Origin of the sequence: Silvania hatchlandensis, assembly GCF_025564065.1 — a bacterium.
Lineage (GTDB): Bacteria > Pseudomonadota > Gammaproteobacteria > Enterobacterales > Enterobacteriaceae > Enterobacter > Enterobacter hatchlandensis.
In genome coordinates, this window is record NZ_JAMGZK010000039.1 from 17194 (window position 1) to 38332 (window position 21139).

At 56.9% G+C, this 21139-nt stretch carries 18 protein-coding genes; 14 read left to right on the plus strand and 4 right to left on the minus strand.

Going from position 1 to position 21139, the window contains the following annotated elements; all coding sequences use genetic code 11:
* Positions 1 to 199: 199 nt before the first annotated feature.
* From pgi to psiE, 6 genes are all read left to right on the plus strand, one after another.
* The gene (pgi, locus tag M8014_RS04085) at positions 200 to 1849 is read left to right on the plus strand and encodes a glucose-6-phosphate isomerase (protein WP_271281269.1); all 1650 of its coding nucleotides are present in this window, start codon (positions 200 to 202) and stop codon (positions 1847 to 1849) included.
* Positions 1850 to 2203: 354 nt separating this feature from the next.
* Complete coding sequence (gene yjbE, locus M8014_RS04090) at positions 2204 to 2446, plus strand: exopolysaccharide production protein YjbE (protein WP_271266308.1); 243 nt, start codon at positions 2204 to 2206, stop codon at positions 2444 to 2446.
* Between the two features lie 62 nt (positions 2447 to 2508).
* Positions 2509 to 3147: a YjbF family lipoprotein gene (locus M8014_RS04095; RefSeq protein WP_271281270.1), complete on the plus strand. Its 639-nt coding sequence runs from the start codon at positions 2509 to 2511 to the stop codon at positions 3145 to 3147.
* A complete protein-coding gene (locus tag M8014_RS04100; protein ID WP_271281271.1) occupies positions 3144 to 3881 on the plus strand; it encodes a capsule biosynthesis GfcC family protein in 738 nt (245 codons plus the stop codon). The genes M8014_RS04095 and M8014_RS04100 overlap by 4 nt, the downstream gene beginning before the upstream one ends.
* The gene (locus M8014_RS04105; RefSeq protein ID WP_271281272.1) at positions 3881 to 5977 is read left to right on the plus strand and encodes a YjbH domain-containing protein; all 2097 of its coding nucleotides are present in this window, start codon (positions 3881 to 3883) and stop codon (positions 5975 to 5977) included. Before M8014_RS04100 ends, M8014_RS04105 begins: the two co-directional genes overlap by 1 nt.
* A 140-nt stretch (positions 5978 to 6117) precedes the next feature.
* Positions 6118 to 6528, plus strand: coding sequence for a phosphate-starvation-inducible protein PsiE (gene psiE, locus M8014_RS04110; protein ID WP_182273377.1), 411 nt, complete (start codon positions 6118 to 6120; stop codon positions 6526 to 6528).
* Between the two features lie 93 nt (positions 6529 to 6621).
* On the opposite strand, the gene malG is transcribed toward psiE, so the two are convergent.
* The 3 genes from malG to malE all read right to left on the minus strand — a co-directional run bounded on the left by malG (position 6622) and on the right by malE (position 10383).
* Entirely contained in the window at positions 6622 to 7512 is an 891-nt protein-coding gene (gene malG, locus M8014_RS04115) for a maltose ABC transporter permease MalG (protein ID WP_271281273.1), read from the minus strand.
* 14 nt (positions 7513 to 7526) lie between these two features.
* Positions 7527 to 9071 carry a maltose ABC transporter permease MalF gene (gene malF, locus M8014_RS04120; protein WP_271281274.1) on the minus strand — a complete coding sequence of 515 codons (1545 nt, stop codon included), beginning with the start codon at positions 9069 to 9071 and terminating at the stop codon, positions 7527 to 7529.
* A 121-nt stretch (positions 9072 to 9192) separates the two neighbouring features.
* Positions 9193 to 10383: a maltose/maltodextrin ABC transporter substrate-binding protein MalE gene (gene malE, locus M8014_RS04125; RefSeq protein WP_271281275.1), complete on the minus strand. Its 1191-nt coding sequence runs from the start codon at positions 10381 to 10383 to the stop codon at positions 9193 to 9195.
* A gap of 371 nt (positions 10384 to 10754) precedes the next feature.
* Between malE and malK the strand changes: the two genes are divergently transcribed.
* From malK to ubiA, 5 genes are all read left to right on the plus strand, one after another.
* Positions 10755 to 11864 (plus strand): maltose/maltodextrin ABC transporter ATP-binding protein MalK, encoded by a 1110-nt coding sequence (gene malK / locus M8014_RS04130; RefSeq protein ID WP_271281276.1) that lies wholly within the window; start codon positions 10755 to 10757, stop codon positions 11862 to 11864.
* A gap of 71 nt (positions 11865 to 11935) precedes the next feature.
* The gene (locus M8014_RS04135; protein ID WP_271281360.1) at positions 11936 to 13243 is read left to right on the plus strand and encodes a maltoporin; all 1308 of its coding nucleotides are present in this window, start codon (positions 11936 to 11938) and stop codon (positions 13241 to 13243) included.
* A gap of 113 nt (positions 13244 to 13356) precedes the next feature.
* Positions 13357 to 14313, plus strand: a complete 957-nt coding sequence (gene malM / locus M8014_RS04140; RefSeq protein ID WP_271281277.1) for a maltose operon protein MalM — start codon at positions 13357 to 13359, stop codon at positions 14311 to 14313.
* Between the two features lie 181 nt (positions 14314 to 14494).
* Positions 14495 to 14992: a chorismate lyase gene (ubiC, locus tag M8014_RS04145; protein WP_271281278.1), complete on the plus strand. Its 498-nt coding sequence runs from the start codon at positions 14495 to 14497 to the stop codon at positions 14990 to 14992.
* Positions 14993 to 15004: 12 nt separating this feature from the next.
* A complete protein-coding gene (ubiA, locus tag M8014_RS04150) occupies positions 15005 to 15874 on the plus strand; it encodes a 4-hydroxybenzoate octaprenyltransferase (protein WP_271281279.1) in 870 nt (289 codons plus the stop codon).
* A 109-nt stretch (positions 15875 to 15983) separates the two neighbouring features.
* Here the strand turns inward: ubiA and plsB are convergent, their stop codons facing one another.
* A complete protein-coding gene (gene plsB / locus M8014_RS04155; protein WP_271281280.1) occupies positions 15984 to 18404 on the minus strand; it encodes a glycerol-3-phosphate 1-O-acyltransferase PlsB in 2421 nt (806 codons plus the stop codon).
* A gap of 156 nt (positions 18405 to 18560) precedes the next feature.
* Here plsB and M8014_RS04160 point away from each other — a divergent pair, with 156 nt between their 5' ends.
* The 3 genes from M8014_RS04160 (at position 18561) to dinF (ending at position 21027) form a co-directional block, all read left to right on the plus strand.
* Positions 18561 to 18929, plus strand: a complete 369-nt coding sequence (locus M8014_RS04160) for a diacylglycerol kinase (RefSeq protein ID WP_271281281.1) — start codon at positions 18561 to 18563, stop codon at positions 18927 to 18929.
* Between the two features lie 109 nt (positions 18930 to 19038).
* A complete protein-coding gene (gene lexA / locus M8014_RS04165; protein WP_271281282.1) occupies positions 19039 to 19647 on the plus strand; it encodes a transcriptional repressor LexA in 609 nt (202 codons plus the stop codon).
* A 60-nt stretch (positions 19648 to 19707) separates the two neighbouring features.
* Positions 19708 to 21027, plus strand: a complete 1320-nt coding sequence (gene dinF, locus M8014_RS04170) for an MATE family efflux transporter DinF (protein WP_271281283.1) — start codon at positions 19708 to 19710, stop codon at positions 21025 to 21027.
* Positions 21028 to 21139 lie beyond the last annotated feature (112 nt).

Consider the following 21139-nt stretch of genomic DNA (forward strand, 5'->3'; position numbering starts at 1 on the left):
ATCCTGTCAACGCCGGGATTATGCGGATTTTTCATGCTGCCTACCAGATGAGTAACAGGACTTATAACAGCTATACTTTTGGGGCTTTTGCAGCGTGCTTGATGCAGGCCAGGGCAATGGCATAAAAACCATCACAATTTTTAGCGCCAGAGGCTACAATCGACCGAGGTCACAATTCTCAATTCAGAAGAGTATTGCTATGAAAAATATCAATCCAACGCAGACTTCAGCCTGGCAGGCATTACAACAACACTTCGACGAAATGAAAGACGTCACGATCGCGGAACTGTTCGCGAAAGACGCCGATCGTTTTAACACCTTCTCCGCGACCTTCGACGATCAGATGCTGGTGGATTTCTCCAAAAACCGCATCACCGCAGAGACGCTGGCATTACTGCAGGATCTGGCGAAAGAGACCGATCTGAGCGGTGCCATCAAATCGATGTTCTCCGGTGAGAAGATCAACCGCACCGAAGACCGCGCTGTGCTGCATGTCGCGCTGCGCAACCGTAGCAATACGCCGATTATCGTTGATGGCAAAGATGTGATGCCGGAAGTCAACGCGGTGCTGGAGAAGATGAAGACCTTCTCCGAAGCGATCATCTCCGGCAGCTGGAAAGGCTACACCGGCAAAGCGATCACCGACGTGGTCAACATCGGTATCGGTGGCTCCGACCTCGGCCCATTCATGGTGACCGAAGCGCTGCGTCCGTATAAAACGCATCTCAATATGCACTTTGTCTCTAACGTCGATGGCACCCACATCGCCGAAGTGCTGAAAAATGTCGATCCAGAAACGACCCTGTTCCTGGTGGCGTCCAAAACCTTCACCACCCAGGAAACCATGACCAACGCCCACAGCGCGCGTGACTGGTTCCTGAGCACGGCGGGTGATGAGCAGCACGTGGCAAAACACTTTGCGGCGCTCTCCACCAACGCCAAAGCGGTAGGTGAGTTCGGTATCGACACCGCCAATATGTTTGAATTCTGGGACTGGGTAGGCGGTCGCTACTCCCTGTGGTCCGCTATCGGTCTGTCGATCATCCTCTCCGTGGGCTACGACAACTTTGTTGAGCTGCTCTCCGGCGCGCACGCGATGGACAACCACTTCGCTGCCACCCCGGCTGAGAAAAACCTGCCGGTACTGCTGGCACTGATCGGCATCTGGTACAACAACTTCTTTGGCGCAGAAACCGAAGCGATCCTGCCGTACGACCAGTACATGCACCGTTTCGCGGCCTACTTCCAGCAGGGCAACATGGAATCCAACGGTAAGTACGTTGACCGTAACGGCAATGCCGTGGATTACCAGACTGGCCCAATTATCTGGGGCGAACCTGGTACCAACGGCCAGCATGCGTTCTACCAGCTGATCCACCAGGGCACCAAAATGGTACCGTGCGATTTCATCGCTCCGGCTATCAGCCACAACCCGCTGTCTGACCACCATCCGAAGCTGCTGTCGAACTTCTTCGCTCAGACTGAAGCGCTGGCGTTCGGTAAAGCGCGTGATGTGGTTGAGCAGGAGTATCGCGATCAGGGTAAAGATCCGGCCACGCTGGATCACGTTGTGCCGTTCAAAGTGTTTGAAGGCAACCGCCCGACCAACTCCATCCTGCTGCGCGAAATCACCCCGTACAGCCTGGGTGCGCTGATTGCCCTGTATGAGCACAAAATCTTTACCCAGGGCGCAATCCTGAACATCTTCACCTTCGACCAGTGGGGCGTTGAGCTGGGCAAACAGCTGGCTAACCGCATTCTGCCAGAGCTGGGCGATAGCCAGGATATCAACAGCCACGACAGCTCGACCAACGGCCTGATTAACCGTTATAAAGCCTGGCGTGCATAATTCCGTGATACTGAAAAATGCCGGCGATATGCCGGCATTTTTTTATCGGATAATTCCTGTTGTCCGTTATCCCGCGCATAATTCTATTATGAGGTTTATCTTAAAATACAAAATGACCTAATAATTTCCGGGGTTTATTTTAGGATAATACGCATATTCATAAATTTTCAATAAATTGATTTATAACGCTTTTTATAAATAAATAGCGTGCGCTATTTATCTGCTATCCAATTATCTGAAAACCCTCCGCTTATTTCCCGTCACGGCAAACCCACTGCCTGAGTTGTGTATACTCATTTCCGCCTGAATATTCTTTCGGGCAATTCTCCATTCATTCAATGAAGGGAAATTGAGATGAAAAAAGTACTGTATGGCATTTTTGCACTAACTGCGCTTGCGGCGACGTCTGTGTATGCGGCTCCGGTTCAGGTCGGGGAAGCAGCAGGCTCGGCAGCGACGTCTGCGTCTGCGGGGATCTCGACCGCAACCAGCGCCAGCACCGTAAGTTCGGCCGTGGGGGTCGCTCTGGCGGCAACCGGTGGCGGTGATGGTTCCAATACCGGGACCACAACCACCACGACAACCAGCACCCAGTAATTCGGGTGTACTAACTCTAACCACACTTCGGTGTGGTTATTCCGCCCCTTCGGAGAAGCGTCGTGAAGCGACCCGCCATCATCCTTTTTTGCCTGCTTTTACAGGCGTGCTCGGCCACTACCCAGGGCCTGGGCAATACCCTCTGGAACAGTCTGTTCGGCACGCCGGGCGTGCATCTGACCGACGATGACATTCAGAGCATGCCTTATGCCAGCCAGTACATGCAGCTGAACGGCGGGCCGCAGCTGTTTGTGGTGCTGGCGTTTGCTGAAAACGGACAGCAGAAATGGGTGACGCAGGATCAGGCGACGCTGGTGACCCAGCATGGCCGCCTCGTGAAGACGCTGCTCGGCGGCGACAACCTGCTGGAGGTAAATAACCTGGCCGCAGACCCGCTCATCAAACCCAATCAGATTGTCGAGGGTGCCAGCTGGACGCGCACCCTGGGCTGGACGGAGCACAAGCAGGTACGCTACGCCACCGCGCGCTCGGTATTCCACTGGGACGGCACGGACAGCGTCAAAGTCGGCAGCGATGAAACCCGCGTACGGGTGCTGGAAGAAACCGTCAGCACTGACCAGGCGACATGGCGCAACCGCTTCTGGGTGGATGACGACGGGCAGATCCGCCAGTCGTTACAGTACCTGGGCGCAGACTTCTTCCCGGTAAAAACCACCCTGATCAAGGCGGCGAAATCATGAAAATAAGAGCCAGCGCCGCAGCACTGTGCATGCTGATGGCGCCCCTGGCGTGGTCGGCGGGCACAGTACAGGTCTACCTGCCGGGGCAAAACGAAGCAAAAACCTTATCTCAAGCGGCCCATCTTATCGATCTGGTCGGGCAGCCCCGGCTGGCCAACAGCTGGTGGCCGGGGGCGGTAATCAGCGAGCGACAGGCAACGGTTCTGGCAGAGCAACAGCACCACGCATTGCTGGCGCGCTTAACGGGCATCGCCGGGCAAGAGTCGGGTGACGAGGCTGCTGCGATAAATACCTTACGTCAGCAGCTGCAGGCACTGAAGGTGACAGGACGCCAGCAGGTGAACCTTGATCCCGATGCGGTGCGCGTGGCAGAGGGCGGCAACCCGCCGCTGGAAGGCGACTATACGCTGTGGATTGTAGCCAAGCCCAGCACCGTGACGGTGATGGGGCTGGTCAGCAGTCCGGGCAAAAAGCCCTTTACCCCAGGGCGTGACGTGGCGAGCTACCTCGACGATCAGCATCTGCTCAGCGGCGCAGAGCCCAGCTACGCCTGGATTATTTACCCGGACGGGCGCACGCAGCAGGTGCCGGTGGGCTACTGGAACAAACGCCACGTGGAACCCATGCCCGGCAGCACCATTTTTGTCGGCGTGGCCGATCATCTCTGGACGAAGCGATACGACGGCCTGAACGCCGACATGATTCGCTCCCTGACGCAGCGGATACCGGATTAATGAAAAATACCTCTCTCTACAGCCTGCTGGCGCTGTGCGTCAGTGCCGGCTGTCATGCAGAAACCTATCCGGCACCCATCGGGCCATCCCAGTCGGATTTTGGCGGCGTGGGCCTGCTGCAAACCCCGACCGCGCGTATGGCGCGCGAAGGCGAGCTGAGTCTTAACTACCGTGATAACGACCAGTACCGCTACTACTCTGCCTCTGTGCAGCTGTTCCCGTGGCTGGAGACCACCCTGCGCTACACCGATGTGCGCACCCGGGAGTACAGCAGCGTCGAGGCCTTTTCTGGCGATCAGACCTACAAAGACAAAGCCTTCGACGTGAAGCTGCGCCTGTGGGAGGAGAGCTACTGGATGCCACAGGTCTCGGTGGGTGCGCGGGACATCGGCGGTACCGGTCTGTTCGATGCGGAGTACATTGTCGCCAACAAAGCCTGGGGACCGTTCGACTTTTCGCTGGGGATGGGCTGGGGCTATCTCGGCACCAGCGGCAACATCAAAAATCCGCTCTGCACCTACAGCGATAAATACTGCTACCGCGACAACAGTTACAAGCAGGCGGGCTCGCTCGACAGCAGCCAGCTGTTCCACGGCCCGGCCTCGCTGTTCGGCGGGGTTGAGTATCAGACGCCGTGGCAGCCGCTGCGCCTGAAGCTGGAGTACGAAGGCAACAACTACCAGCAGGACTTTGCCGGTAAGCTCGATCAAAAGAGCAAGTTTAACGTCGGCGCCATTTATCGCGTCACCGACTGGGCCGACGTTAACCTGAGCTACGAGCGCGGCAACACCCTGATGTTCGGCTTCACGCTGCGCACCAACTTTAACGATCTGCGACCGTCATACAACGACAACGCAAGGCCGAAGTATCAGCCGCAGCCGCAGGATGCGATCCTCCAGCATTCGGTGGTGGCCAATCAGCTGACGCTGCTGAAATACAACGCCGGGCTGGCGGATCCGAAAATGCAGGTCAAAGACGATACGCTGTACGTCACCGGCGAGCAGGTGAAATACCGTGACTCCCGGGAAGGGATCGAGCGTGCAAACCGGATCGTGATGAACGATCTGCCGGAAGGGATCCGCACGATCCGGGTGACGGAAAACCGGCTGAATATGCCGCAGGTGACCACTGAAACGGATGTGTCGAGTCTGAAACGTCATCTGGAAGGCGAACCGCTGGGCCACGAAACCGAACTGGTGCAGCAGCGCCGCGAGCCGGTGGTGCCAGACACCACCGAGCAGGGCTGGTATATGGACAAATCCCGCTTCGATTTCCGTCTCGATCCGGTGCTGAACCAGTCCGTTGGCGGGCCGGAAAACTTCTACATGTATCAGCTGGGGGTGATGGCGACGGCGGATCTGTGGCTGACGAATCATCTTCTGACCACCGGCAGCGTGTTTGGCAATATCGCCAACAACTACGACAAATTCAACTACACCAATCCGCCGAGCGACTCAAAACTGCCGCGCGTGCGTACCCACGTGCGTGAATATGTGCAGAATGACGTCTACGTGAACAACCTGCAGGCCAACTACTTCCAGTATCTGGGCAACAATTTCTATGGCCAGGTGTACGGCGGTTATCTCGAGACCATGTACGGCGGGGCAGGGGCAGAAGTGCTGTACCGTCCGGTCGACAGCAACTGGGCGTTCGGCGTTGATGCCAACTATGTGAAACAGCGCGACTGGCGCAGCGCGCAGGACATGATGAAGTTCACTGATTACAGCGTGAAGACCGGCCATCTGACGGCCTACTGGACGCCGTCGTTCGCCCAGGATGTGCTGGTAAAAGCCAGCGTCGGGCAGTATCTGGCGGGGGATAAGGGCGGCACCCTGGATATCTCGAAACACTTCGACAGCGGCGTGGTGGTGGGCGGTTACGCTACGATCACCGATGTTTCGCCGGACGAATACGGGGAAGGCGACTTCACCAAAGGGGTTTACGTGTCGATTCCGCTGGATCTGTTCTCGTCAGGCCCGACCCGCAGCCGGGCCGCGGTTGGCTGGACACCGCTCACCCGCGACGGGGGACAGCCGCTGGGGCGTAAGTTCCAGCTGTATGATATGACCAGCGATCGTAGCATTAACTTCCGCTAATGCCTGTGTGCCGGGCAACGCTGCGTTTGCCCGGCCTGCTTACAAAGATCGCTGAACGAATAAAACATAAACAAAAAATATAGATCTCCGTCACATTTTTGCGTTATACAGGAACCTCGCCCTGGAGAATGAGGTGCTGTATGACATCCCTGACTCGCCCACGCGTTGAGTTTATCTCAACCATTCTGCAGACCGTGCTCAATCTGGGTCTGCTGAGCCTTGGCCTGATCCTGGTGGTCTTCCTCGGTAAAGAGACGGTGCATCTGGCTGATGTGCTTTTTGCCCCTGAGCAAACCAGCAAATACGAGCTGGTTGAAGGGCTGGTGGTTTACTTTCTCTACTTCGAATTTATTGCCCTGATTGTGAAGTACTTTCAGTCTGGCTTTCACTTCCCGCTGCGTTACTTTGTTTATATCGGGATCACCGCGATTGTGCGGCTGATTATCGTCGATCATAAATCCCCCCTCGACGTGCTGATCTACTCGGCGGCGATCCTGCTGCTGGTGGTCACCCTCTGGCTGTGCAACTCGAAGCGCCTGAAACGGGAATAAAAAAAGGCGGCCCGAGGGCCGCCAAACAACAGTCACAAGTTGGATTCTTACATTAAGGCAAAGTTGAGGGTTGCAGTGGCATAACAATGAAACTTAACCTTTCACCCCCCCCGCGGTCAGGCCGTTCACCAGCCAGCGCTGGGCCAGCAGGAACACGACGGTGATCGGGATGGCGGAGAGAACAGCGGCGGCGGCAAAGTCACCCCACAGGTAGTTTTGCGGGTTGAGGTATTGCTGCATACCCACTGCCAGCGTGTAGCTATTCACATCACGCAGCAGCAGAGAGGCGACCGGCACTTCGGTAATGGCCGCGATAAACGACAGGATAAACACCACCGCCAGAATCGGCACCGACAGCGGCAGCAGGACCAGACGGAACGCCTGCCACGGCGTAGCCCCATCCAGCGACGCCGCTTCTTCCAGCGAGTTGTCGATGGTTTCGAAATAGCCTTTGATGGTCCAGACGTGCAGGGCGATACCGCCGAGATAGGCGAAGATCACCCCGCCGTGGGTGTTAAGACCGATGAACGGCACGTACTGGCCAAGGCGGTCAAACAACGCATACAGCGCCACCAGCGACAGCACCGCCGGGAACATCTGGAAAATCAGCATCCCTTTCAGCAGCGTCGCTTTCCCCGGGAAGCGCATACGGGCAAACGCGTAGGCGCAGGTGGTGGAGAGGGTGACAATACCAATCGCCGTAATCGTGGCCACTTTCACCGAGTTCCACAGCCATAGCAGCACCGGGAACGGCGGCGGAGTGACGCGACCGTCCGCGTGTTCAACGCTGAAGCCTAACGCCAGGCGCCAGTGCTCCCAGGAGATTTCATCCGGGATCAGGCTGCCGGTGGCGAAGTTCCCGGAACGCAGGGAGATGGCGATCACCATCAGCAGTGGGAACATGATTGCCGCGATAAAAATCAGCAGGCCCAGATGCGTGGCGAAGAGGCGCAGCTTTTGAGATTTGGGTTGTACCATAGACATGTTCTGTGCCCTCCTTAGTCGAATTTCATGCGTGTGGCTTTCAGGTTGACGATAGCCAGCGCGCCTACCAGCAGGAAGATCAGCGTGGCAATCGCCGCCGCCAGACCGAAGTCCTGGCCGCCGCCGCCTTCAAAGGCGATACGGTAGGTGTAGCTCACCAGCAGGTCGGTATAGCCTGCCGGGGTGGTGGTGCCGAGTCGGTCCGGTCCGCCGTTGGTCAACAGCTGAATCAGCACGAAGTTGTTAAAGTTGAAGGCGAAACTGGCGATCATCAGCGGCGTCAGCGGCTTGATCAGCAGCGGGAGCGTAATCTTAAAGAAGTTCTGGAACGGGGTCGCGCCGTCCATTGCCGAGGCTTCGTACAGATCGTCCGGAATCGCTTTCAGCAGGCCCATGCACAGGATCATCATGTACGGATAGCCGAGCCAGGTGTTGACGATCACAATCATGGTACGGGCGGTCGTCGGGTCGCTGAACCAGGCCGGTTTGATGCCAAACAGCCCGCTCAGCATCATGTTGATTTCACCAAAGCTCTGGTTAAACAGCCCTTTGAAAATCAGAATCGAGATGAACGACGGCACGGCATACGGCAGGATCAGCAGGACGCGGTAAATGGCTTTCCCCTTTAACGCTTCCCACTGCACCAGGCAGGCGAGGATCATGCCCACTGCCACGGTCAGGATCACGGTCAGTACCGAGAAGACCACGGTCCAGATAAAGATGGCGAAGAACGGTTTCTTAATCCCTTCGTCGGTGAAGACGCGGGTAAAGTTGTCCCAGCCGATGGTCACGGTATAGCCCGGGCTGAGTTTATCGTCGCCCCAGTTGCCGTCGGCGTTGACCGACTGGTAGAAGCCAACATCGTTGTTCGGGCGGTACTTCACGCCGGACTGGTTGTTAGTGAGCGTGCCGTCATCAGCCAGTGCGTACAGCGGCTGGGTGCCGGAGAACTGGCGCAGGGAGCTCATAATGACTTTGCTTTTGTCCGGCAGCTCGGCGGTCAGCTGGGTCAGGGCCTGGCGGTTCTGGGTGATGATGCGCAGATTCGCGCGCTCGCCTTCCGGCAGGGCGTCTGCCTCTTTCAGCGCCAGCTTTTGCTCGCCGCCAAATTTAAAGGCCTCAGAGACGTAGGTTTTACCCGTCTCGTCATCGCTCAGAGCCAGTGTCCACTCATCACCCGCCGGATACAGGCCAAAGTTGAAGGTCTTACCCGCCTGATAGGAGCGGTCCATCAGTACCTGCTGGGCGCGCTCCTGCGCGAGCTGGTTGGTGCTGCTGTAGTTGGTGAAGGCGATAGCGATGGTGCAGATCAGTGGGAACAGGACAAACAGCCCCATCCCGGCCACGCCCGGATAGACATAACGCCAGGCGTACGCTTTCCGGTTGGCGAAAATATACAGGCCAATTGAGCTTAAGATCAGCGTCATGGCGGCAAACAGGTACTCCCCCTGGGCGTACATCAAAACAACAAGGTAACCCACCAGCAGGCACAGCAGACCTATCACTGACCATTTCAGCGCGTCGCTTTGCCACCAGTGTTTCTTTTTAATGACATCCATGGGGTTCTTCCTCTACAACAATTAAACAACCCTCACCCCAACCCTCTCCCTGAGGGAGAGGGGGCGGTTTTCTCCTTCTCCCTTGAGGGAGAAGGCCGGGATGAGGGGGTTACAGCCAGTCTTACTTAGTGATACGGCCCTGCGCATCTTTCAGCGAGGCTTCAACTGTCTGACGACCGCTGGCGGCGTTGATCACCGCAGTACGGGTGGCATACCAGAAGGCGGCCATCTGCGGGATATTCGGCATGATTTCGCCTTTCTCGGCGTTACCCATGGTCGCGGCGATGCGTGGATCCTTCGCTAACTGCTCCTGGAAGGATTTCAGCGCCACAGCGCCCAGCGGTTTGTCCTTGTTCACCACGTCCAGACCTTCGTTGGTCAGGAGGTAGTTTTCGAGGAACTCTTTCGCCAGCTCTTTGTTCGGGCTGGCGGCGTTGATACCCGCGCTCAGCACGCCAACGAACGGTTTAGATGGCTTGCCTTTGAAGGTTGGCAGCAGCGCGACGCCGTAGTTGATTTTGCTCTTGTCGATGTTGGCCCATGCCCACGGACCGTTGATGGTCATCGCGGTTTCGCCTTTGTTGAACGCCGCTTCGGCGATGGAGTAGTCCGTGTCCGCGTTCATGTGTTTGTTCTTGATAAGATCGACCAGGAAGGTCAGACCGGCTTTCGCACCTGCGTTATCCACGCCAACGTCTTTCACGTCGTATTTGCCGTCAGCATACTTGAACGCATAACCGCCATCGGCAGCAATCAGCGGCCAGGTGAAGTACGGCTCTTGCAGGTTGAACATCAGCGCGCTCTTACCTTTCGCCTTCAGCTCTTTATCCAGAGCCGGGATCTCTTCCCAGGTTTTCGGCGCGTTCGGTACGAGGTCTTTGTTGTAAATCAGGGACAGCGCTTCAACCGCAATCGGATAGGCGATCAGCTTGCCGTTGTAACGGACTGCGTCCCAGGTGAACGGGAACAGTTTGTCCTGGAAGGCTTTGTCCGGGGCCACTTCAGCCAGCAGACCAGACTGTGCGTAGCCGCCAAAGCGGTCATGCGCCCAGAAGATAATGTCCGGGCCATCGCCCGTCGCTGCAACCTGCGGGAACTTCTCTTCCAGTTTGTCCGGGTGTTCAACGGTGACTTTGATGCCGGTATCTTTCTCGAATTTTTTACCCACTTCGGCCAGGCCGTTGTAGCCTTTGTCGCCGTTAATCCAGATAACCAGCTTACCTTCTTCAATTTTGGCGAGCGCTGGGGCGGAAATCATCATTGCTGCCAGGGCGGACAAAGCGAAAACGCGTGCGCCAGTCTTGATATTCATATCTGCCATCCTTTTTGGTGATGTGCTGTGGATACACTGAGGTAGTTCAACGTCGCCCAGTCTCCTTATTTGACATCCTCTTTCCATCCTCCTGGCCCCTACGCCCCACCCCCACTTTATGTGATCTGCGTTGCATAAATTTAAGTTATGTGTTCTGGCGCACATAAAAGTACGGTGAATTTTGTCAGTGACATCACGAATTTAGCCTCAGCCCCGCCGTAGGGGCGGCTGAGGCCACTTTCTCATCCTCCCGCCTCCTCCCCCATAAAAAAGACGAGGGGTGGAGGATTCACGTAAGTAATGAATACCCCATAGTGAACTTATATTGAATGTTTCTGTCGGCGACAGGATGTAACAAAGGGAGTGGGGTCATGGCGAGCGTAAAGCTGCGTAATGTAACGAAAGCCTGGGGTGACGTGGTGGTATCGAAAGATATCGATCTCGACATCCAGGAAGGTGAATTCGTAGTTTTTGTTGGCCCGTCAGGCTGCGGTAAATCCACACTGCTGCGCATGATTGCCGGACTGGAAACCATCACCAGCGGCGATTTGTTTATTGGTGATACCCGGATGAACGACGTCCCGCCTGCGGAACGCGGTATCGGGATGGTGTTCCAGTCGTATGCCCTTTATCCCCACCTGTCGGTTGCCGAGAACATGTCTTTCGGCTTGAAACTGGCCGGTGCCAAAAAAGAGATCATTAACCAGCGCGTGAACCAGGTTGCCGAAGTGCTGCAGCTGGCGCACCTGCTGGAGCGTAAACCAAAAGCACTGTCCGGTGGACAGCGTCAGCGTGTGGCGATTGGTCGTACGCTGGTGGCCGAGCCGCGCGTCTTCCTGTTGGATGAACCGCTGTCGAACCTCGACGCCGCACTGCGCGTTCAGATGCGCATTGAAATCTCCCGTCTGCACAAACGTCTTGGCCGCACCATGATTTACGTCACCCACGATCAGGTTGAAGCGATGACGCTGGCCGACAAGATTGTGGTGCTGGATGCCGGTCGCGTGGCGCAGGTGGGTAAACCGCTGGAGCTGTACCACTATCCGGCGGACCGCTTTGTGGCGGGCTTTATCGGCTCGCCAAAGATGAACTTCCTGCCCGTGAAAGTCACCGCTACCGCGATTGAGCAGGTTCAGGTTGAGCTGCCAAACCGCCAGCAGGTGTGGTTACCGGTAGAAAGCACGCATGTCCAGGTGGGGGCAAACATGTCCCTCGGGATCCGTCCTGAACATTTACTCCCGAGCCACATCGCCGATGTGACCCTCGAGGGTGATGTTCAGGTGGTTGAACAGCTTGGTCACGAAACACAGATTCATATCCAGATCCCCGCCATTCGTCAGAACCTGGTGTACCGCCAGAATGACGTGGTGTTGGTAAAAGAGGGTGCCACATTCGCTATCGGCTTGCCGCCAGAGCGCTGCCATCTGTTCCGAGAAGATGGCACTGCGTGTCGACGGTTGCACCAGGAGCCGGGTGTTTAAGCATTCCGAATAATAAGCACGAAACCCTACGGTGAAGTGTTCAAAGAAAAGCAATGATCTCAGGAGATAGAATAATGATTACTCTGCGCAAAGTTCCTCTGGCACTCGCCATTGCGGCGGGCATTATGTCTGCCCAGGCCGGTGCGGTCGACTTTAAAGGTTATGCTCGTTCCGGCATTGGCTGGACCGGGAGTGGTGGCGAACAACAGTGTTTCCAGGCAACAGGTGCACAAAGTAAATATCGTCTCGGTAACGAATGTGAAACCTATGCCGAGCTGAAATTTGGCCAGGAAGTGTGGAAAGAGGGCGATAAGAGCTTCTACTTCGACACCAACGTAGCGTATTCCGTTTCTCAGCGTAACGACTGGGAAGCCACTGACCCGGCATTCCGCGAAGCCAACGTGCAGGGTAAAAACCTGATTGAATGGCTGCCAGGCTCCACCATCTGGGCCGGTAAGCGCTTCTATCAGCGTCATGACGTTCACATGATCGACTTCTACTACTGGGATATCTCGGGCCCTGGTGCCGGTATCGAAAACATCGACCTGGGCTTCGGTAAACTGTCTATGGCAGCGACCCGTTCTTCTGAGTCCGGCGGTTCTGCCGCGTTCGCCGATTTCGATATTGATGGTAACCGTATTTACGACAACGTCGTACCGAACGACGTTTTCGACATCCGTTTAGCGGGTATGGAAATCAACCCAGGCGGCACCCTGGAGCTGGGCGTTGACTACGGTCACACCAACATTCCTGACGACTACTACCTGCAGCCGGGCGCCTCTAAAGATGGCTGGATGTTCACCGCTGAACACACCCAGAGCATGATGAAAGGCTTCAACAAGTTCGTGGTCCAGTACGCAACGGATTCCATGACTTCTAACGGTAAAGGTATCCCGCAGGGTGCTGGCCTGAACAACAACGGTTCTCTGATCCGCGTGATCGACCACGGCGCAATCACCCTGGCTGACCAGTGGGATCTGATGTACGTCGGTATGTACCAGAATATCGACCTGGACAACAACAACGGTACCGAGTGGTGGACCGTCGGCGTACGTCCTATGTACAAATGGACACCAATCATGTCCACCTTGCTGGAAGTGGGCTACGACAACGTTAAATCTCAGAACACTGACGACAACAACAGCCAGTACAAAATCACCCTGGCACAGCAGTGGCAGGCAGGCGACAGCATCTGGTCCCGTCCGGCAATCCGCGTCTTCGCAACCTATGCGAAGTGGGATGAGAAATGGGGTTACGCCAACAACAGTGATACTGGCTTCACCAGCGGCGTTGCTTATAACGACACGTCTGCGCGTACCTTCAGCCGCGGCGACAACGACGAGTGGACCTTCGGTGCCCAGATGGAAATCTGGTGGTAATACGTAACATCTGATGTATTGACCTAAAAGAGGGGCGCAAGCCCCTCTCTTCTTAGGGTGCTGCGCGCTATTGCCTGGCTAACGCAGTGCTTATGCAATCTGAGGTAATAACAATGAAAATGAAGAAAAGTCTCGTCGCGCTGTGCCTCTCTGCAGGGTTGCTGGCAAGCGTTCCAGCCGTTACCCTCGCCAACGTCAATTTCGTGCCACAAAACACCAGCGCCGCGCCTGCGATCCCGGGTGCCGCGTTACAGCAGCTAGTCTGGACGCCTGTTGATCAGTCCAAAGCCCAGACCACCCAACTTTCTACCGGTGGTCAGTCCCTGAATGTGCCAGGGATCAGCGGTCCGGTGGCAGCCTATAGCGTGCCGGCTAACATCGGCGAAATCACCCTGACGCTGACAAGTGAAGTGAACAAACAAACCAGCGTCTTTGCACCGAACGTGCTGATTCTGGATCAGAACCTGACCCCATCGGCGTACTTCCCAAGCGAATACTTTACCTATCAGGAACCGGGTGTGATGAGCGCCGATCGCCTGGAAGGGGTGATGCGCCTGACGCCAGCCCTGGGTCAGCAAAAACTGTATGTGCTGGTCTTTACCACTGAGAAAGATCTGCAGCAAACTACCAAACTCATCAACCCGGCCAAAGCCTATGCCAAAGGCACAGGCAACGCCGTACCGGATATCCCGGATCCGCTTGCCCGCCATGTCACCGACGGGCAGCTGAAGCTGAAAGTCTCCACCAGTAATGCCTCCAGCGTGCTGGTTGGCCCGCTGTTTGGCTCCTCCGGCACCGGTCCTGTGACGGTAGGCAACACGGCGGCGGCTGCGCCAGTCTATGCCGCGCCAACGCCTCCGCCAGTTGCGGCACCGGCTGTTGCCCCGGCACCGGTGAAGAAGAGCGAGCCGGTGATGGAAGACACCGAAAGTTACTTTAACCAGGCCATTAAACAGGCAGTCGCGAAAGGTGACGTCGATAAAGCGCTGAAGCTGCTCGATGAAGCCGAGCGTTTAGGCTCGACCACTGCCCGTCCCACCTTTATCAGCAGTGTAAAAGGCAAGGGGTGATAGTTTCCCCGCAATGCTGATTTTGTCAGTAGTTTGGTGCGCCCTTCCGGGCGCACTTTTTTTGCGTGAGCCGACGCTGTTGCATCTCTGTTGCGATAATGATCGCTAACTTACGTTTGCCCGCCACCATCCTGCATTTCTGCGATACAATAGCTTCACGTTATGTATCGGAGAGTCTGGCATGTCACACCCCGCGCTAACGCAACTGCGTGCGCTGCGCTATTTTGACGAAATCCCGGCGCTGGATCCGGCGCAACTCGACTGGTTGCTGCTGGAAGATTCCATGACTAAACGTTTTGAGCAGCAGGGTAAAACGGTCACCGTCACCCTCATTCAGGAGGGATTTGTCACGTCTGACGCCGTTGCGGATGAGCTTGCCCTATTGCCGCAGGAAGCACGCTACTGGCTGCGGGAAATCCTGCTCTGTGCCGACGGCGAGCCGTGGCTGGCCGGGCGCACCGTGGTGCCAGAGTCCACCCTGACCGGGCCAGAGCTGGCGCTGCAGCAGATGGGGAAAACCCCGCTCGGACGCTACCTGTTCACCTCATCCGAACTGACACGCGATTTTATTGAAATTGGTCACGATGCTGGCCTGTTAGGGCGACGTTCCCGCCTGCGCCTGAGCGGTAAACCGCTGATGCTGACAGAGCTGTTTTTACCGGCATCGCCGCTGTACTAAGAGGAAGAAAAAATGGAGTGGAGTCTGAGGCAGAACAAGCTGCTGGCGTATCACCGTCTGATGCGTACCGATAAACCCATCGGGGCGCTGTTGCTGCTGTGGCCGACCTTGTGGGCGCTGTGGGTGGCAAGCCCAGGCGTGCCGCCGCTGTGGATCCTGGCGGTGTTTGTGGCAGGCGTCTGGCTGATGCGCGCCGCAGGCTGCGTGGTGAACGACTACGCCGACCGTAAATTTGACGGCCACGTGAAACGCACGGCCAATCGCCCGCTGCCGAGCGGCGCAGTGACAGAGAAAGAGGCGCGCACGCTGTTTGTGGTGCTGGTGCTGCTGTCGTTCCTGCTGGTGCTGACCCTCAACACCATGACCATCCTGCTCTCGATAGCGGCGCTGGCACTGGCCTGGGTGTATCCGTTTATGAAGCGCTACACCCACCTGCCGCAGGTGGTGCTGGGCGCGGCGTTTGGCTGGTCGATTCCAATGGCGTTTGCCGCCGTCAGCGAGTCGGTGCCGCTGAGCTGCTGGCTGATGTTCCTGGCGAATATTCTGTGGGCGGTGGCCTACGACACCCAGTACGCGATGGTCGACCGGGACGATGATCTGAAAATCGGCATCAAATCGACGGCCATTCTGTTTGGCCGCCACGACACGCTGATTATCGGCATCCTGCAGGTTGCGGTGCTGGCGCTGATGGGGCTGATCGGTTACCTGAACGGCCTGAACTGGGCGTTTTACTGGTCAGTGCTGGTGGCGGGATTGCTGTTTGTGTATCAGCAAAAACTGATCGCGAAGCGCGAGCGCGACGCCTGCTTTAAAGCGTTTCTGAATAACAACTATGTTGGTCTGGTGCTGTTCCTGGGGCTGGCGATGAGCTACTGGGCGTAAAAAGCCGGGTGGCGAGGTCAATGTAAAACGGCAGCCTTTCGGCTGCCGTTTGTTATGTGTGCCCCCTCTCCCTGTGGGAGAGGACATCAGGCCGCAGATTGCCCGCGTACTACTCGCCCTGCGTCGCGCTCTCAATCGTTAAGCGCACGTCGGAGGTAATCAGGTCTGCCAGCATCTGGTACACCTTCATCGTCTCTTCCGGCTCGGCGTCACCGCTGTCGCTGATATACCCTTCATTACGCAGCGTCGACACCAGCGAACTGAACACCGCTTTGTCGAAGAACTCCGGCGCGTTGATACCGTGCAGCATCGACAGGCGCTGGGCCAGCGTGCGGCTCTCTTTCTCCAGCGTTCCGCGATTAATCGACGGGTTAGCGCTCAGCAGCCAGAAGGTAATGGCGTAGCGCTGCACCGTTTCGCGCGCGCCCGCAGCCAGCAGCTGCAGGGTGCGTGAACGCGACGGGTTAATCTGCAGCTCGTCGTTCTTCAGCGTAATCAGCCCCTGGCGGATCAGCTCTTCGATCTGCTGATCCAGCACATCGGCCAGTTCATCATTGCGCCAGCGCAGGAACAGCTCCGCTTTCAGCATCGGGTAAAGCACTTCGACATGGTGCAGCAGCGCCTGTCGGGTGATGTGACGATGCTGAGTGATGATGGCTGCCATCAGCGATGGCAGCATCAGCATGTGCGCAATGTTGTTGCGATAGTAAGTCATCAGCACCGCCTGCTCGCGCGGCAGAATGATGATATCGCCAATGGTGTCTTTCTCGACCTCGAACTTGTTCATCTGCAGCGCGTGCTCGATAAGCTCGCTGGCGCTGGCGGACGGCACCGTCACGTCTGAGGCATACGGGACGTTACGCATCAGGTTCAGGTAGCAGTCGAGTTGCTCGGTCAGCTGCTCGCGGGTCAGCGAACGCTGGCGAGAGCCCAGCAGAGCGGTACAGCACAGGTTCATGGCGTTAGCCGCACCGGCGTTGTTAATACGCACCATCAGTTCATCGGCAATGCCGTTCACCGTTGGCGTCAGCCAGGCCGGACGCACCGCTTCAATCGGATCGATAGACTCGCGCCACTCCGGAACCTGGTTGTTCAGGTACGTCATCAGCGGCATCGGTTCGCCGAAGTTAACGTAGCCCTGACCCAGATTGCGCAGCTTGCTTAAGCCCCGCACCATCTGCAGCAGGCTCTCTTTTTCTTTGGTCGCGCCGCGCAGCTCTTTGGCGTAGGTGCCCACCTCCATCACGTGCTCGTAACCGATATAGATCGGCACCAGAGTGATCGGACGGGTACCGCCGCGCAGCATCGCCTGAATGGTCATCGACAGGGTACCGGTCTTCGGATCGAGCAGACGCCCGGTACGGGAACGGCCACCTTCCACGAAATACTCAACCGAATAGCCACGGCTGAACAGCTCGCCCAAATATTCGCGGAACACGGTGGAGTAAAGCTTGTTGCCCTTAAAGGTACGGCGAATGAAGAACGCACCCAGACGGCGGAAGATCGGGCCAGCAGGCCAGAAGTTAAGGTTAATGCCCGCAGCAATGTGCGGCGGCACCAGCCCCTGGTGATACAGAACATACGAGAGCAGCAGATAGTCCATGTGGCTGCGGTGGCAGGGCACATACACAATCTCATGGCCGTCGTGAGCCAGCTGGCGCACACGCTCGGCGTTGTGCACGTTAATCCCCTGATACAGACGGTTCCAGGTAAAGCTCAGGATACGGTCGCTCAGGCGGATCATCTCGTAGGAGAAGTTGGCAGCAATCTCTTCCATCAGGGCGATAGCGTTTTGCTGCGCCTTCTCGTGGGAGATTTTTTTGCTGCGCGCTTCGTCTTCGACGGCCCGGGCAATCGCTTTCGAGGCCAGCAGCTTGTTAAACAGATCCTGGCGTGCCGGCAGGCGCGGGCCTACTGCGGCAAGACGCTGGCGGGCAAAGTGCATGCGCGCCACGCGGGCCAGCTTCTGGGCGATGATTTTATCGGTGCCATGCTCGGTGGCCATTCGGCGCAGAGAGACGGGGGGGGAAAAACGCACGAAGCTATCGCGGCCCAGCCAGTTGACGGCGAAAAATTTCTGCACCCCGTTGAGCATACGCAGCGGCGGGTTCTCTTCGCCTTTATCACGACCCGGACGGCGACCAAACATCACCGATACCGGCACCATCTGCACATCCAGCTGTGGATTGCTGCGGTGCAGGTCGAGGTAATCATGGAACAGCTTGATCGACTCTTCTTTCGGTGTGTACCAGGTGAACACGCGCGGACCGCCGTGAATGAAGATATAGCGCGGCAGCAGGGTGCCGTCGATCTCCAGCGGTTCCAGCGGATCGGGAAGATCGTGCGCCAGGCATTGGGCGCGCAGCGTCAGCAAGTCAGCCTTCGAGTTATAAGGCAACACGTACATAATAGGACGTGAGGTATCGAGCCCTAATTCCAGCGCGGGTTCCGCGGGAATGGACTTGCTTTTTACCAGGACGCTTAATGGTAAATTAAGTAATTTGTAGTAAATTCGTGGCCAGCCAGACATAAACGATGTAAAGCCTCTGGTTAAAAATGCAATTGCGGCGCAAGGATAACAGAAAGCGCGCAAAATTTCTGTTGTTACCCGTCATACTTCGGGCGGCAGCGCGACGCGCTTAAGCCACCGTTGATGACGCTTTTTTCGAAGAAAGGTTTCTTTTTAATGGCTAATAATACCACTGGGTTAACACGCATCATCAAAGCAGCCGGTTATTCATGGAAAGGCATCCGGGCTGCCTGGATAAATGAAGCCGCATTTCGCCAGGAAGGCGTGGCCGTCGTCGCGGCAATCATTATCGCCTGCTGGCTGGATATTGATCCCATTACCCGCGTACTACTGATTGGCTCGGTGATGTTGGTGATGATAGTAGAAATTCTCAACAGTGCGATCGAAGCGGTGGTCGACCGGATTGGCACTGACTACCACGAGCTGTCGGGCCGGGCAAAAGATATGGGCTCTGCCGCTGTGCTGATGTCTATTCTGGTCGCCGTCTTCACCTGGGCCACCCTGCTGTGGGGACATTTGCGATAAGGCTTGAGAAACTGAGTAAGTCTCTGGTTTTTTGTGCGGTTTGTGGTTCCAAAATCACCTTTAGCTGTATATACTCACAGCATAACTGTATATACACCCAGGGGGCGGAATGAAAGCGTTAACGGCCAGACAGCAAGAGGTGTTTGATCTCATTCGGGATCATATCAGCCAGACGGGTATGCCACCCACGCGTGCAGAAATTGCGCAGCGTTTAGGCTTCCGTTCTCCAAACGCCGCTGAAGAACACCTTAAGGCACTGGCGCGTAAGGGTGTACTTGAAATTGTATCCGGCGCTTCTCGTGGTATTCGTCTGCTGATTGAAGCAGAAGAGGGCCTTCCGCTCGTGGGTCGCGTAGCGGCCGGGGAACCCCTACTGGCACAGCAGCACATCGAAGGCCATTATCAGGTTGATCCGGGCATGTTCAAACCGAGTGCAGACTTTTTACTGCGCGTCAGCGGCATGTCGATGAAGGATATCGGTATTCTGGACGGCGATCTGCTGGCGGTGCATAAAACCCAGGATGTGCGCAACGGGCAGGTTGTTGTTGCGCGTATCGACGATGAAGTGACCGTTAAGCGACTGAAAAAACAGGGCAATACGGTACAGCTTCTGCCGGAAAACAGCGAGTTTACCCCGATTGTCGTCGACCTGCGTGAGAGTAACTTCTCCATCGAAGGTCTGGCGGTTGGCGTTATCCGCAACGGTGAATGGCTATAATCTCTTCCTGACAGGCTACGGTTTCACCGTAGCCTGCTGCTTTTCTCTCTGGTTATTCCTATGTCTCTGCTGAATGCTTCCGATAAGGCGTTATGGCGTCTTGCGCTGCCGATGATCTTCTCCAACATCAGCGTTCCCCTGCTGGGGCTGGTGGATACAGCGGTGATCGGCCATCTGGATTCCCCTGTTTATCTCGGCGGCGTGGCGATTGGCGCTACGGCGACCAGCTTCCTGTTTATGCTGCTGCTCTTTTTGCGCATGAGTACCACCGGGCTGACTGCCCAGGCGTATGGCGCGAAAGACCCTCACCGGCTGGCGCGGGCGCTGGTGCAGCCGCTGCTGATGGCGCTGGGTGCCGGGTTGCTGATTGTGCTGTTGCGCGCGCCGCTTATCGATCTGGCGCTGCATATCGTCGGCGGCAGCGAGGCGGTACTGCACCAGGCGCGGCGCTTCCTGGAGATCCGCTGGCTCAGCGCCCCGGCCTCGCTGGCAAATCTGGTGCTGCTCGGCTGGCTACTGGGCGTTCAGTATGCCCGCGCGCCGGTGATCCTGCTGGTGGTCGGCAACCTGCTCAATATCGTGCTGGACCTGTGGCTGGTGATGGGGCTGCAGATGAACGTGCAGGGGGCCGCCCTGGCGACCGTCGTCGCGGAATATGCGACCTTTTTCATTGGTTTATGGATGGTCTGGCGGGTGCTTGCCCTGCGCGGCATTTCATGGTCGTTGCTCAAAGCCAGCTGGCGCGGCAACGTCCGCCGATTACTGGCGCTGAATCGCGACATTATGCTGCGCTCGCTGTTGCTCCAGCTGTGCTTCGGGGCGCTGACGGTGATGGGCGCGCGGCTGGGGCCAGAGATTGTCGCCGTGAACGCGGTGCTGATGACGCTGCTGACCTTTACCGCCTACGCGCTGGATGGCTTCGCCTATGCGGTGGAAGCGCACTCCGGGCAGGCTTACGGCGCGCGCGAAAGCGGCCAGCTGCGCGAGGTGTGGCGGGCGGCCTGCCGTCAGTCTGGGCTGGTGGCGCTGGCCTTTGCGCTTCTGTATGCCCTGGCGGGCGAGCAGATTATTGCCCTGCTGACGTCGCTGCCCGAGCTGCGGTCGCTGGCAAGCCACTACCTTATCTGGCAGGTGATTCTGCCGGTGGTGGGGGTCTGGTGCTATTTGCTGGATGGCATGTTTATTGGCGCAACACGCGGGGCAGAGATGCGCAACAGCATGGCAGTGGCGGCGGCCGGGTTTGGCCTGACGCTGATGACGCTGCCGTGGCTGGGGAATCACGGATTGTGGTTGGCGCTGTGCGTCTTTCTCGCCCTGCGAGGGCTGTCGCTGGCGTGGATCTGGCGTCGACACTGGCGCAATAACACCTGGTTCCAGTAGCGGCTTCATCTGCGTAAATGGTAAAAGATTCCGAATAACGAACCCTACGCCGCACGCCTGACTATAATTATTATCACGTCCAGCACGAAACGTATCACACGGACGACATACT